Genomic DNA, 13,117 nt, shown 5'->3' on the forward strand with positions numbered 1-13,117 from the left:
CTGCGCACCCGTGGAACCGGCTCTGCCAGGCCACCGGGTGCGGCCTCCCTGGGAGACGCTCCTGGGGGACGGCGCGCAGCGGCACAGGGGGGCTACACTTCTTGCGGTGTCACTGTTCAAAGCCGCCTCCACCGTCTCCCTCCTGACCCTCGTCTCCCGCATCACCGGGCTGGTGCGGGAGCTGCTCATGGCCTCGGTCTTCGGGGTCAGCGCCATGACGGACGCCTTCAATGTGGCGTTCCGCATTCCCAACCTGTTTCGCCGGGTCCTCGGCGAAGGGGCCTTCAGCCAGGCGTTCGTGCCGGTGCTGTCCGCCACCCGTGCCCAGGAGGGCGACGAAGGGGCCCGGGCGCTGATCAACCATGTGGGCACCTTGCTTGCATGGACGCTGGTGCTGCTGTGTATTGCCGGTGTGCTGGGCGCCCCCTGGATGGTGTGGGGCATGGCCAGCGGGCTCCAGCAGTCGCCCCAGGGTTTTGACGCCGCCGTCACCATGACGCGCTGGATGTTCCCCTACATCGGCTTCATGTCGCTGGTGGCCCTGGCGGGGGGCATTCTCAATACCTGGAAGAAGTTCGCGGTGCCCGCGGCGTCGCCGGTGCTGCTCAACATCGCGCTCATTCTCTCGATCGTCCTGGGGGCGCCCTGGTTCGCCCGCCATGGCATCGAGCCCATCTACGCGCAGGCCGCCGGGGTCATGGTGGGGGGGCTGCTGCAGCTGGCCATCCAGGTGCCCGCGCTGGCGCGCCTGGGGCTGCTGCCGCGCATCGGGGTGCGCTGGGCGGCGATCCGGGCCGCCTGGTCGGACCCCACCACGCGCAAGGTGATCCGCCTGATGCTGCCCGCGCTGCTGGGGGTGAGCGTGGCGCAGGTCTCGCTGCTCATCAACACGCAGATCGCTTCGCACCTGGCCACCGGCAGCGTGAGCTGGATCACCTACGCCGACCGGCTGATGGAGCTGCCGACCGCGCTGCTGGGCGTAGCGCTGGGGGTGGTGCTGATGCCGCAGCTGGCCAGCGCCCGCGCCAAGCAGGACGACGAAAGGTACTCGGCCATGCTTGACTGGGGGCTGCGCCTGGTGGTGTTGCTGTCGGTGCCCTGCATGGTGGCCTTGCTGGTCTTTTCAGAGCCGCTGGTGGCGGTGCTGTACCACTATGGGGCCTTTGGTGACCAGGACGTGCGCCAAACCACCCTGGCACTCACGGGTTATGGCGTGGGCCTAGTGGGCATTGTGGCCATCAAGGTGCTGGCGCCCGGTTTCTATGCCAAGCACGACATGCGCACCCCCATGCTCATTGCGGTGGCGGTGCTGGTGCTGACGCAGCTGATGAACCTGGTGCTGGTGCGCTACCTGCAGCACGCCGCCCTGACGCTGACCATCGGCATCGGGGCCCTCGTCAATGCCGCCTGGCTGCTGATCGGCCTGCTGCGGCGCGGCAGCTACCGGCCCTTGCCTGGCTGGGGCAAGTTCGCCCTGCAGGTGATCGCCGCGAGCGCCTTGCTGGCCCTGCTGCTGGCGTGGGGCGCGCAGCACTTCGACTGGGTGACGATGAAGGGGCAAACCCTTCGGCGCATAGGGCTGCTGGCCGGGCTCATGGCTGCGGCGGCCGTGCTGTACTTCGGCGCGCTGTGGGCGGCCGGCCTCAAGCTGCGCCAGCTGCTGCGGCGCTGACGGCGGCAAAGGCCGCAAATGTGCTGCCAAGCGGTGCCTTCTGTCGCTTGACGCAGGCCGGCGCGGCACTTACAACCCTGCCATATGTCCCTGAGCTATTCCGTGCCCACCTCGCTGGAGTACTTTGCATCGCTGGTGCAGAGCGACGACCACTTTCCGCTGCTGGAGGCCGCGGCCAGCCTGGCCCACGACGAGTACCCGGAACTGGATGTGCAGCAGTTGCTGGGCGACATGGACCAGCTGCTCGCCCGCATCAAGCGCCGCCTGCCCGCCGATGCGCCCGCGCTGCAGCGCCTGCGCACCCTCAACCAGTTCTTCTTCGCCGACCTGGGTTTTGGCGGCAACGTCAACAACTACTACGACCCCGAGAACAGCTACCTCAACGCCGTGCTGCGCACGCGCCGGGGCATCCCGATTTCGCTGGCCGTGCTGTGGATGGAGCTGGCCCAGGGCCTGGGCCTGCATGCGCGGGGCATCGCGTTCCCCGGGCATTTCATGGTCAAGGTGCTGCTGCCCAAGGGGCAGGTGGTGCTCGACCCGATCTCGGGCCAATCCCTCAGCCGCGAAGAGCTGGCCGAGCGGCTGGAACCCTACAAGCGCCGCAACGGCCTGGTGGACGACTACGATGTGCCGCTGGGCCTCTACCTCCAGGCGGCCACGCCGCGCGACATCATCGCGCGCATGCTGCGCAACCTGAAAGAGGTGCACCGCACGCAGCAGGACTGGCAGCGCCTGATCACCGTGCTCGACCGGCTCATCGTGCTGCTGCCCGAGGCCTGGGGCGAGCGGCGCGACCGGGGGCTGGCCCATGCCGAGCGGGGCAATACCGCCGAGGCCGTGGCCGACCTGCAGGCCTATCTGGCCCATGCCGAAGACGGTCTGGACATCGACCTGATTGCCGACCGCCTCAACGCACTGCGCGGCTAGAACGGCGCGCTGTGCGCGGGCTGGTCGGCCCGTAGCTGTGCCAGCTGCCGGCGCAGCTCGGTGTTCTCGGCGGTGAGTTCCGCCACGCGGTGGCGCAGGGCCTGCAGCTCGTCGGCACTTCCCTCGGCGCCCGTGCCCGGCTGTGGCGCGGCCTTTTCTTCCTTTTCTTCTTCCTCTGAACGCGCTTCGTCGCGCGGCTTGCGCTTGTTGAGTTCGCGCACGCGCTTGGCGGCCTGCTTGAGCTCATCCTTGCCCGCGGCGACGGCCGCCACCTGCTCCTCGGCGGGCAGCGTGGACACGGCGGCGGCGGCGTTGATGGAAATGGTGCCGGACTTCACGGCGGCCACCAGCTCGGGGGCGGCCTGCTTCTGGATCTTCTCGATCATCACCACCTGGCTGCTGCTCAGCCGCGCGGCCCGGGCGATGGCCTCGCGGCTGGCCAGCGGATCGGGGGCGGGCAGGGCGGCAGTGGCCTCGGGCGCCGCCGGGGCGTCCGCGGCCAGGGTGTCGGGTGACTCCGAAGGCTCCGGGGCGCGTGCCTTGCGCTCGGCCATGATCTCGCGCTTGCGCAGGGCCAGCACACCGCGCTGGAAGTCCGACACGCTGCGGCGCCCCAGGTGCTGGTCGATCATCCACAGGTGCACGTCCTCCATCGACTGGAAACGCGGGTTCTGCACCGTCTGGAAGGGCAGGCCGTGCTTCTGGCAGATGCCGTAGCGGTTGTGGCCGTCCACCAGCACGTCGCCCCACAGCACCAGCGCGTCGCGGCAGCCCTCGGCCAGGATGCTGCGCTCCAGGGCCTCGTGCTCGTCGGGGGTCAGGGGTTCGATATAGGCTTTGAGTTCTTCGTTGACGACGATGTTCATGGTGGAAAGCGGTCCGGGAGCAGGGCAAGGGGCGCGATTGTAGACATGCCCGGGCCCGCACCTACCGATCGCGGGTGTCCCGCAGCGCCAGCCAGCCCGCCACCGCCGTGAAGGCGGCCACCACGGCCACGATGATCCAGAAACCGTGCCCGTTGTCCGCCAGCGGCACGCCGCCCACGTTCATGCCGAACAGCCCCGCCAGGATGTTGATGGGCAGGGCCAGCACGGTCACCACCGTCAGCACGAAGAGGCTGCGGCTGTTGGCTTCCTGCACGTTGGCGGCGATCTCTTCCTGCAGCAGCTTGATGCGCTCCTGCAGGCCCTGCATGTCGCGCAGCACCACCGAGAATTCCTCCGTGGAGTCGCGCAGCTCCTGGGCATCGTCCGCGCCCATCCATGCGGGCGGGTGCTGCAGCAGGCGAAACAGCGCGGCGGGCTCGGGGGCCAGCAGCCGCTGCAGGCGCACGAGCAGGCGCCGCAGCACCCCGAGCCGCGCGCGCTTGTGGTCCAGGCGGCCGGCCAGCAGCTCGTCCTCCACGTCGTCGATGCGCTGGGTCACGCCGCGCACGATGTCCACCAGGCCCGAGGCCTGGGTGCGCATCAGTTCGGCCAGCAGGGCCACGCTGGATCGCGGCGCCTGCCCGCTGCGCACCGCCGTGCGCAGCGCATCCACCGAGCGCAGCGGCCGCGTGCGCCCGGTCACCATCAGGCGCGGCGCCACGCTGGTCCAGAGCGTGGCGATGTCCGAGGGCTCGAACGCGAAGTCGAAGTGCGCGTCGTTGAGGACGGCGATCAGCGTGTCGTCGTCGCGCTCGATGCGCGTCGATACCGAGCGGTCCTTGAGCGCATCGAAGAAGGCCTCGGGCAGGCCGGCGTGCCGCTCCATCCAGCGCACGGCCTGCGCGTGGCTCAGGTTGAAATGCAGCCACAGGAAGGTGGTGGCGTGCTCCGCTTGCGGCGCTGCGGTGCCCGTGGCTGGCGGATGCCGCAGCGCGCTCAGCCACTGCGCGGCCTGCGCCGAATCGACTTCGCGCGGGGGTGCGTCGGCATCCAGCAGATAGCCGCAGATCAGCCCGGCGGCATCGCCGCCGTAGTTCCGGTGGGCATTCACGGCAAAGAGGGCGCGCGGCGGAAAGGAGGGAGACAGGCTGGCACCGCCGCATGTTGGCGCGCGGGCGTGACAGCGCCGTGACAGATCACGCCGATGTCACAACACTGTCACCTGCCGGCGCCACGATGGCGCATCTCTCTGTCTATTTGCCTGCACGGATCGGTTGCCCATGTTTCACCAGAACACCCTTGACACCCAGGACTTGATGCAGCGCATCGCCAACGACCTGATCGACAGCTACGACGAAGAGCTGGAGCTGGAGATCGAGGACCGCAACGTGGACGATCTCGGCGCGCCCCAGCCCACGGACAAGCTGGCGCGCCAGCTTTACTTCAAGGAGCTGTTCCGCCTGCAGGGCGAGCTCGTCAAGCTGCAGGACTGGGTGCAGCACAGCCGCCAGAAGGTGGTGATCCTGTTCGAGGGGCGCGACGCGGCGGGCAAGGGCGGCGTGATCAAGCGCATCACCCAGCGCCTGAACCCGCGCGTGGCCCGCGTGGCCGCGCTGCCCGCGCCCAACGACCGCGAGCGCACGCAGTGGTACTTCCAGCGCTATGTGGCGCACCTGCCCGCCGCCGGCGAAATGGTGCTGTTCGACCGCAGCTGGTACAACCGCGCGGGTGTCGAGCGGGTCATGGGCTTTTGCACCGACGACGAATACGAGGAATTCTTCCGCACGGTGCCCGAGTTCGAGAAGATGCTGGTGCGCTCGGGCATCACGCTCGTCAAGTACTGGTTCTCGATCACCGACGAGGAGCAGCACCTGCGCTTCCTCGGGCGCATCCACGACCCGCTCAAGCAGTGGAAGCTCAGCCCCATGGACCTGGAAAGCCGCGTGCGCTGGGAGGCCTATACCAAGGCCAAGGAAACCATGCTGGAACGCACCCACATCGCCGAGGCGCCCTGGTGGGTGGTGCAGGCGGTGGACAAGAAAAAGGCGCGCCTGAACTGCATCGCCCACCTGCTGTCGCAGCTGCCCTACCAGGAGGTGCCGCATCCGGCGGTGGTGCTGCCCGACCGCGTGCGCAACCCCGAGTACCTGCGCCAGCCGGTGCCCGCGTCGATGTACGTGCCCGAGGCGTACTGAAGCCCTCGGGGCAAGATGATTGCTATTATTTATATAGCTTTCAGCGCTTTCCCATCAAGCGCTGGAGGCCAGAAAAGCCTCAAGTACAGGACTGCGGCGCCGCACCCCTGAGCCTCTGGACCGTCGGGACCACATCCCGCTCCTGCAGCGCCTTCGCGAGGGGACTCTGGCACGGCGGTGTCCGTGTGGCCGGGGCAGGGCCCTTGTGGATTGGCCACGCCACGCCGCACAGTGGTCTCCTGGGTGTTCCTTCTCAGTGGGGCCGCCGCGCCGTGCCCTGGGACGGCGTGCCGCCCCGGCCGAACTGGTGCCAGGCGCGGCGCAGCTGCGTGTCGGAGCTGAAGCCCGCCATCTGCGCGGCCTGGGTGACGTTGCGCCCGGACTGCAGGGCCGCTTCGGCCGTGGCCAGTCGGATGCGGCGCAGGTACGCCAGCGGCGCGATGCCCGCATGCTCCAGGAACAGCCTTGTGAGGTGCCGGGGCGAGGTGTGCGCCACCTCCGCCATGGCGGGCACGCTCCAGTCGGCCTGGGGTTGCTGGCCCACGGCGTCCTGCACGCGGTGCAGCGCGGCGTGCAGGTGGTTGCGGTGGTGCAGGAAGGGCGAGAACTGCGGGTCGTCCGGGCCCCGGCGAAGCCCGATCACCATCGCCTGCGCCACCTGCACGGCCACGGTGGGGCCGCACAGGTCCGAGATGCGGTGCAGCAGCAGGTCGATGCCGGTGGTGACGCCCGCGCTGGTGTAGATGGGCCCGTCGGTCACGAACACGCGGTTGGCGGCCACGTCGCAGCGCGGGTCCACCTCGGCCAGTTCGTCGAGGTGCAGGTGGTGCGTGGTGGCGCGCCGGCCGGTGAGCAGGCCGGCATGCGCGGCGAGCACCGCCCCGGCGCACACGGTGACCAGCTCGAGCTGCCCGGCCACCGGGCGCAGGCCGCGCAGCCAGTGCAGCAGCGCCTGGGCCTCGCCGTGGCCCACGTCGATGCGCCGGCCCGGCAGGCCCACCAGCACCACCCAGGCGGGGCTGGGCAGCACCTCGGGCAACGGCGCCAGGCCCGTGAGCGCGACGCCCACGGAGGTCATGGACTCGGGCGTGGGGCTCACGAAGTGCTGCACGAAGCGCTCGGGCAGGCCCCGTGCGCGCAGCGTCTGGTTGGCGATGCGCAGCGCCTCCGCGGGGCCTGCCCAGTCCAGCACCAGGCTGCCGGGCAGCAGCGCGAAATAGACGTGGATGGGGGCGGGTGGCATGTCCTGCATCAGTGTTTCCTTGCTTTGTCCGCGGCCTTGAGAACCGGCACGGCCGGGGCCCCTGCCCCCGGAGCCGGCCTTGCCAGGCCCCGGCGGGAGAGGGGGAGGGGCGGCACGGGCGGCCTTCAGGGCGCGGGATTCCAGGGCGTGTCCATCTGGCGGGCGGTGCGCTGGGAGAGCGCCGAGCCCGCCAGGCGCGTGACCAGATGCAGGCTCATGTCGATGCCCGCGCTGATGCCCGCAGACGTGACGAACGCGCCCCGGTCCACCCAGCGCACATTCTCCTGCACGTTGAGCGCGGGAAACTGCGCGCGCAGGTCCGCGATGTCCTCCCAGTGCGTGGTGACGGGCCCTTCGGTGACCACGCCGGCCGCCGCCAGGATGAACGCGCCGGTGCATACCGAGGCCGTGACCCGCGCGCCGCGCGCGGCCCGGGCCACCCAGGCGCGCGTCTGGGCGCAGGCGGCGGCTGCATCGACCACGCCCCCGGGCACGATGAGCACGTCCGGCGCCACGGCGGTGGCGAAGTCGGCATCGGGCAGCACCCGCAGGCCGGCGCGCGCCTGCACCGGCTGCATGCCGCGCGCCACGCACTGCACGGCAAAGGGCGCGGGTGCGCCGGGCCGCAGGCACTGCTGCATGCGGGTGGCGGTGGTGAACACCTCGTAGGGGCCCGCGAGGTCGAGGGCCTCCACGTCGTCGAAGACGAGGATGGCGATCTTCAGCGGATGGGGGGCAAGGGTGGCTTCGGTCATGGTGCGGTGGCGGGCTGGGGTGGCGTGGGGGTGGAAAAGACGTAGCGCGGGTAGGTGTCCTGCGCGGCGGCGACCGCCTGCAAGTCCAGGTCCACGGTGCAAAAGGGCTGTGCGGGCGTGGTGCGCGCAAGCATGGCGCCGTCGGGGCTGATGGCCCAGCCCGCGCCGCCATAGGTGCCGGCGGCGGCATCCACGCGGTTGGACGACAGGCTGTAGGCCCCCGTGCGCACGGCGGCCACGGTGCCCACCGCCAGCCATTTGGCGGTGGTGGCCGCCGCCGTGGCACGCGGCGACAGGATGGCCTGCACGCCGCCGAGCGCGGCATAGGCGCCGTAGGTGTCCAGCGCCCAGAGTTCGGAGCAGATATTGAGCCCGAAGCCGAGCGCACCGGCCTGCAGGCGGGGGAAGGCGGCGTCGCCGCGCTCGAACCAGTGCGCCTCCCAGCCGCCGGGTTCGTCGGGCAGGTGGAACTTGCGCCGCAGCGGCAGGTAGCCGCCCTGGCGCGACCAGGCAAAGCCCTCGTTGAAGCGCTGTCCGCCCACCGTGACCGGGCGGGCGCCCACCACCCAGTCGGTGTCCAGCGCGTGCAGGCGGGCTTGCCAGGCGTCGCTCAGCGCCACGGCGGCATCCCAGCGGGCGGGTTCGGGGGGCAGGGTCTCCCACAGGGGTTCGACAAACGCGAACTCGGGCAGCAGCACCAGCCCGGACCGCTCGGCGCGGGTGTGCGCGCACAGGGCGGCCCAGGCGGCCTCCAGCAGCGCGGGTTGGCAGGGAAGTTCACAGACGGTGGCGCGCATGGCGGTGGATCCTCGTGGCATGGGCAGGGTGGAAGCGGGCGGACAAGGGTGCGGTGCCGATCACTATCGGACAAATCTCAAGAGGCCTGCTTCTGCAGCGGGTATCTTGCAGCGCTCATAGTGCCTGCGGGTACTGGATGTGTCCGAACTCGATGGGACAGGTTTCGATCAATTTGCGCCATATATCGGGCGACACCTGCCGCGTGGATGCCGGCAAGGTGCCCAAGGGCTCTGGAAAGTCCGAGGAAATGGCCCACCACGCTGGATGGACAAGGGGTTCCAGCTATCAAATTGAGAGTTTCGTGCGCGGGAGGCCAGATGCTGTTATGGTGATTAGGGTTTTCCCTTGTTCCGTGGGGCGTCCCACCGCCTGCACTGGCCACGCCCCACCGCCGTTTGTTTGCCGTCCTTCATTTTTTTCTATTCCCCCACACCAGCACACCATGGCCCCACGCTCCCGCCTGTTCTCCCTGTCAGCGCTGACGCGGGCGTACCAGCGCAACCTGAAGGCCCTGGTGCGCGCGACACGGCCCGCGCGCCCGGTGCGGCGCAAGGCGGCGGTGCCGCTGGCGGCGCCAGTCGCCGCGCGGGCTGGAGCGGCGGCACCCGGCGCGCGCGCCGCGCAGCGCCGCCGTGCGGGGCGAATGGCTGGCGGGGGTGGCGCCGGGGCCCGCGGGGGCGCGGCGCTACCACCTCTACATCCCGCCGGGGCTGGCGCCCAGGCCGGGTGAGCGTTTTCCGCTGCTGGTCATGCTGCACGGCTGCGGCCAGACGGGGCGCGATCTGGCCATCGCATCGCGCATGAACCGGCTGGCCGCGCGCGAGCGGTTTCTGGTGCTGTACCCCGAGCAGGAGCGCGTGGCCAACGCGCACGGTTGCTGGAACTGGTTCGAGCGCCGCAGCGGCAAGGCACAGGCCGAAGCCGCCACGCTGCTGGCCGCCGTGGACAAGGTCGCGCGCCGCCAGCCCGTGGACCTTGCCCGCGTGGCGGTGGCGGGCCTCTCGGCCGGCGCGAGCATGGCGGTGCTGATGGCCGCGCTGTATCCCCACCGGTTCTGCGCCGTGGCCATGCACTCGGGCGTGGCGCCGGGCACGGCCGAGTCCGCGGCCACCGCCATCGCGGCGATGCACGGGCGGCGCGAGGCGCAGCTGCCCGAGCCCCTGCAGCGGCGCGTGGCCAAGGCGCCGGCCATCGTGGCTGGTGGTGCGGCGCCCATCCCCGCGCTGCAGCCCGTGCTGCCTCCGCTGCTGGTGCTGCATGGGGACGCGGACGGCGTGGTGTCGGTGCGCAACGCCGCGGCCACGGCGTTGCTGTGGGCCCAGGCGCTGGGCGCGCGCGCCGGAGCGGTGCGCACCCTGCAGCGTGGCCAGCGGCACGCCATGCAGGTCACGGAATACAAGGCCCGGGGCCGCACGGTGGTGGCGCTGCGCGAGGTGGTGGGCCTGGCCCATGCGTGGAGCGGCGGCGCGGCCCACCAGCCGTACAGCGATCCGGCGGGGCCTGATGCCTCGGCCCTGGTCTGGGCCTTCGTGGCGCGGCAGTTCGATCGCAGGCGGTTTTGAATGAAATGGCGTCCAGGCGCTTGCTGGATAAGCGCTGAATGCTATTGATCAAGTAGCAAAAGAGCCGCGCGGCGTGCCATGGCCGGGCGGTGCGCGAGAAGGACGCGCGCGCGGTGCGAAGCCCCGCCGTCAGCGCAGCTGGCGCGGCGCCGCGGCCTCGGGCAGGGAGGGCGCCGCGTGGCCGGCGCCATGCGCGCCGTTCAGGTGAAAGGCCGCGACCACCTGCTTGAGCTCGTGCGCCTGCTGCTGCAGCGCGGCGGCGGCGGCGGTGGCCTGCTCGACCAGCGCCGCGTTCTGCTGCGTGCCCTGGTCCATCTGCGCGATGGCCTCGTTGATCTGCTCGATGCCGTCGGTCTGCTCGCGGCTGGCCTGGCTGATCTCCTCGATCACGGCCGACACGCGCAGCACGCTGTCCACCACGTCCTGCATGGTGGCACCGGCCTCCTGGGCGAGCTGGGCGCCGGCTTTCACCTGCTCGGCGGAGTTCCCGATCAGGGCCTTGATTTCCTTGGCGGCTTCGGACGAGCGCTGCGCCAGGCTGCGCACCTCGGTGGCCACCACCGCGAAGCCCCGGCCCTGTTCCCCGGCGCGCGCCGCTTCCACGGCGGCATTGAGGGCCAGGATGTTGGTCTGGAACGCGATGCCTTCGATCACGCCGGTGATGTCGGACACCTTGCGCGACGAGGCGTCGATGGACCCCATGGTCTGCACCACCTTCTCCACCACCGCGCCGCCCTTGCGCGCCACGTCGGAGGCGGACTGCGCCAGCACGCTGGCCTGGTGGGCGTTGTCGGCGTTCTGCTTGACGTTGGAGGTCATCTCCTCCATCGACGCCGCCGTCTGCTCGAGCGCGCTGGCCTGCGATTCGGTGCGCGCGGAGAGGTCCTGGTTGCCGGACGCGATCTGCTGCGAGGCGCTCGCGATGTGCTCGGTGCCGTCGCGCACGCGCTGCACGATGCGGTGCAGGCTGCCCTGCATGCCCTGCATGTCCAGCAGCAGGCTGGAGCGATCGCCCTCCCGGGTCTCCACCGACACCGACAGGTTGCCCTCGGAAATGCTGCGGGCGATGGTGCGCGCGTAGCCGGGCTCGCCGCCCAGCTGGCGCAGCAGGTTGCGCGAGATCAGCGTGCCCACCACCAGCAGCGCCGCGCCCAGCAGCAGCGCCACGGCACCAAAGCCCAGCGCGCGCTGCCAGATGGCGGAATTGACCGTGTCGATGTACACCCCCGAGCCGATGACCCAGCCCCAGGGCGCGAATCCCTTCACGTACGAGGTCTTCTCCACCGGCGTGTCGCTGCCGGCCTTGGGCCACAGGTAGGGCACGAAGCCCGCGCCGCCGGCCTGCACGGTGCGCACGAACTCGACGAACAGCTGTTTGCCGTTGGGGTCCTTGTTGGCGGTGAGGTCCTGGCCGTTCAGCTCGGGGCGGATGGGGTGCATCACCATGCGCGGGTGCATGTCGTTGATCCAGACATACTCGTTGCCGCTGTAGCGTAGCGCCTGGATGGCCGCCGCCGCGCGCTTGCGGGCCTCGTCATCGGGCATACCGCCCTTGGTGCTCAGGTCGTGGAAATGCGTGGCGATGCCGTGTGCCGCCTCCACGACCTGGCGCACGCCGGTCTGGCGTTCTTCCAGGATCAGCTGGCGCTCCGACACCAGGAACCATGCTGTCATCACCACGATGCCGAGGATCGCGCTCAGCACCAGAAGGGCCAGTTTTCTTGCGATGGTCATGGGAAGCCTTTACAACGGGAAGGTCTGGACGCGGTGGTCCTGCGGGCTGCACGGCACTGTCAGGCAGGGTACTGCCGCAGCCTTTGCGCAAGCCTTGGCGAAAACCCGCATGAGCAGGGCACGGCCGGCAAAAGAAGGCGGCCCAGGCGGGGCCCGGGGCGGGATATGGCGCCGGCGTTGTCCGGCCCCGGCACCCCCGGCGCGGGGGGCGCGGCGTCTACACGAGCCGCGCCGCCACCAGTTCCTTCTTGAGGTAGGCGTAGAACAGCGGCGCCGCGACCAGCCCCGCGGGGCCGAAGACGGCCTCGGCCACGAACATCACGCTGAGCAGCTCCCACACCCCCATCTGCGTGCGGCGGCCCACCACCTTGGCGTTGATGACGTATTCGGCCTTGTGGATGAGGATCAGAAAGCCCAGGCAGGCGGCAGCGGCCAGCGGCGATACCGACAGGCCCACGATGGTGATCACCACGTTGCACACCAGGTTGCCCACGATGGGCACGAGCCCGGCCACGAAGGTGAAGGTGATGAGCACGGTCGTGTAGGGCAGCGCCAGGCCCCACAGCGGCAGCACGAACAGCAGGAACAGCGCCGTGAGCAGCGTGTTGAATGCCGCGATCCAGAACTGCGCCGCCACGATCTGGCGGAACGCCTCGCCGAACAGCGTGATGCGCAGCTTCAGCTGCTGGGCCAGCGGCCCCCGCGCCAGGGCAGGCGGGCGCACGGCGGCCAGCGCGCCGATCAGCAGGCCCACATAGGCAAACAGCAGGCCGGCCAGCCAGGCACGCCCCGCCATGGCCAGCGCGCCCGCCTTGGCGCCCAGGTAGCCGGCGATGATGCGCTGGATTTCCGCCGCGCCTTCCGGCAGGTGGGCCGCGACGTCGGCGGGCAGCTTCAGGCGCAGTTCCAGCACGGTGCGCGCCATGTAGTCCAGCAGCTCGCGGTACTGCTGGGGCGCATCGACCAGGTAGCCCCGCGAATGGGTGAGTCCCGCCGCCAGCAGGGCCAGTGGCAGCAGCATGACCAGGCCGGCGGCCACGACCTGGGCCGCCCGCACGCTGCCGGCGGAGGGCGTGGCCTGGCGCTGCGCCCGGCCCAGGCCGTGGGCGAACCAGCGCGTGAGGGCGCGGGTGAGCAGGAAGCCCAGGCACACGCACAGCAGGCCCGGGAGCAGGCCGCGCCACATCACCAGCAGCAGCACGGCCGCCACCAGCAGGTAGCTGGCCACCACGATGCCCCGGGTCAGGGTGCGCGGTGGCAGCGTGGCGGGCGTGGGTTCTGGCGGCGCAGAGGAGAGGGGGGCCGAAGGGGGACGCTGCGCCATGCGCGGAAGCGGGCTGGGGTGGTGGGGCGAAAGTCGATCGG

Annotated in this window: 11 protein-coding genes; 4 read left to right on the plus strand and 7 right to left on the minus strand. The window is 70.5% G+C overall.

Features of this window, described 5'->3' with window-relative positions; translation table 11 throughout:
- Nucleotides 1-106 precede the first annotated feature (106 nt).
- Both murJ and AC3RCE_RS06820 read left to right on the plus strand, forming a co-directional pair.
- The gene (gene murJ / locus AC3RCE_RS06815; RefSeq protein ID WP_492254782.1) at nt 107-1,672 is read left to right on the plus strand and encodes a murein biosynthesis integral membrane protein MurJ; all 1,566 of its coding nucleotides are present in this window, start codon (nt 107-109) and stop codon (nt 1,670-1,672) included.
- An 84-nt stretch (nt 1,673-1,756) separates the two neighbouring features.
- On the plus strand, nt 1,757-2,599 hold the full coding sequence (locus tag AC3RCE_RS06820; protein ID WP_218293679.1) for a SirB1 family protein: 843 nt from the start codon (nt 1,757-1,759) through the stop codon (nt 2,597-2,599).
- Here the strand turns inward: AC3RCE_RS06820 and AC3RCE_RS06825 are convergent.
- Entirely contained in the window at nt 2,596-3,465 is an 870-nt protein-coding gene (locus tag AC3RCE_RS06825) for a plasmid replication/partition related protein (RefSeq protein WP_218341858.1), read from the minus strand. The genes AC3RCE_RS06820 and AC3RCE_RS06825 overlap by 4 nt on opposite strands.
- A gap of 61 nt (nt 3,466-3,526) precedes the next feature.
- Nucleotides 3,527-4,576, minus strand: a complete 1,050-nt coding sequence (locus tag AC3RCE_RS06830) for a transporter (RefSeq protein WP_492254783.1) — start codon at nt 4,574-4,576, stop codon at nt 3,527-3,529.
- A gap of 169 nt (nt 4,577-4,745) precedes the next feature.
- Here AC3RCE_RS06830 and ppk2 point away from each other — a divergent pair, with 169 nt between their 5' ends.
- Nucleotides 4,746-5,660 (plus strand): polyphosphate kinase 2, encoded by a 915-nt coding sequence (gene ppk2, locus AC3RCE_RS06835; RefSeq protein WP_218293682.1) that lies wholly within the window; start codon nt 4,746-4,748, stop codon nt 5,658-5,660.
- Between the two features lie 253 nt (nt 5,661-5,913).
- Here ppk2 and AC3RCE_RS06840 read toward each other — a convergent pair whose 3' ends face one another.
- The 3 genes from AC3RCE_RS06840 to AC3RCE_RS06850 all read right to left on the minus strand — a co-directional run bounded on the left by AC3RCE_RS06840 (nt 5,914) and on the right by AC3RCE_RS06850 (nt 8,455).
- Nucleotides 5,914-6,912, minus strand: a complete 999-nt coding sequence (locus AC3RCE_RS06840) for a GlxA family transcriptional regulator (RefSeq protein ID WP_218293683.1) — start codon at nt 6,910-6,912, stop codon at nt 5,914-5,916.
- Between the two features lie 116 nt (nt 6,913-7,028).
- A complete protein-coding gene (locus AC3RCE_RS06845; protein ID WP_492254784.1) occupies nt 7,029-7,658 on the minus strand; it encodes a DJ-1/PfpI family protein in 630 nt (209 codons plus the stop codon).
- Nucleotides 7,655-8,455 (minus strand): carbon-nitrogen hydrolase family protein, encoded by an 801-nt coding sequence (locus tag AC3RCE_RS06850; RefSeq protein ID WP_492254785.1) that lies wholly within the window; start codon nt 8,453-8,455, stop codon nt 7,655-7,657. Before AC3RCE_RS06850 ends, AC3RCE_RS06845 begins: the two co-directional genes overlap by 4 nt.
- A 633-nt stretch (nt 8,456-9,088) precedes the next feature.
- On the opposite strand from AC3RCE_RS06850, the gene AC3RCE_RS06855 reads away from it, so the two are divergent.
- On the plus strand, nt 9,089-10,018 hold the full coding sequence (locus AC3RCE_RS06855) for an extracellular catalytic domain type 1 short-chain-length polyhydroxyalkanoate depolymerase (protein WP_492254786.1): 930 nt from the start codon (nt 9,089-9,091) through the stop codon (nt 10,016-10,018).
- Between the two features lie 129 nt (nt 10,019-10,147).
- Here the strand turns inward: AC3RCE_RS06855 and AC3RCE_RS06860 are convergent, their stop codons facing one another.
- Nucleotides 10,148-11,752, minus strand: a complete 1,605-nt coding sequence (locus tag AC3RCE_RS06860) for a methyl-accepting chemotaxis protein (protein ID WP_492254787.1) — start codon at nt 11,750-11,752, stop codon at nt 10,148-10,150.
- 217 nt (nt 11,753-11,969) lie between these two features.
- Nucleotides 11,970-13,076, minus strand: a complete 1,107-nt coding sequence (locus AC3RCE_RS06865) for an AI-2E family transporter (protein ID WP_255591842.1) — start codon at nt 13,074-13,076, stop codon at nt 11,970-11,972.
- Between the last annotated feature and the right edge of the window lie 41 nt (nt 13,077-13,117).

The sequence above is a fragment of the Acidovorax sp. GW823-FHT05D11 genome (assembly GCF_058795695.1).

Coding starts and splice junctions, on each gene's coding strand:
- AC3RCE_RS06820 (WP_218293679.1), top strand. CDS start 1,757: ATGTCCCTGAGCTATTCCGTGCCCACCTCGCTGGAGTACTTTGCATCG.
- AC3RCE_RS06825 (WP_218341858.1), bottom strand. CDS start 3,465: ATGAACATCGTCGTCAACGAAGAACTCAAAGCCTATATCGAACCCCTG.
- ppk2 (WP_218293682.1), top strand. CDS start 4,746: ATGTTTCACCAGAACACCCTTGACACCCAGGACTTGATGCAGCGCATC.
- AC3RCE_RS06840 (WP_218293683.1), bottom strand. CDS start 6,912: ATGCAGGACATGCCACCCGCCCCCATCCACGTCTATTTCGCGCTGCTG.
- AC3RCE_RS06845 (WP_492254784.1), bottom strand. CDS start 7,658: ATGACCGAAGCCACCCTTGCCCCCCATCCGCTGAAGATCGCCATCCTC.
- AC3RCE_RS06850 (WP_492254785.1), bottom strand. CDS start 8,455: ATGCGCGCCACCGTCTGTGAACTTCCCTGCCAACCCGCGCTGCTGGAG.
- AC3RCE_RS06860 (WP_492254787.1), bottom strand. CDS start 11,752: ATGACCATCGCAAGAAAACTGGCCCTTCTGGTGCTGAGCGCGATCCTC.
- AC3RCE_RS06865 (WP_255591842.1), bottom strand. CDS start 13,076: ATGGCGCAGCGTCCCCCTTCGGCCCCCCTCTCCTCTGCGCCGCCAGAA.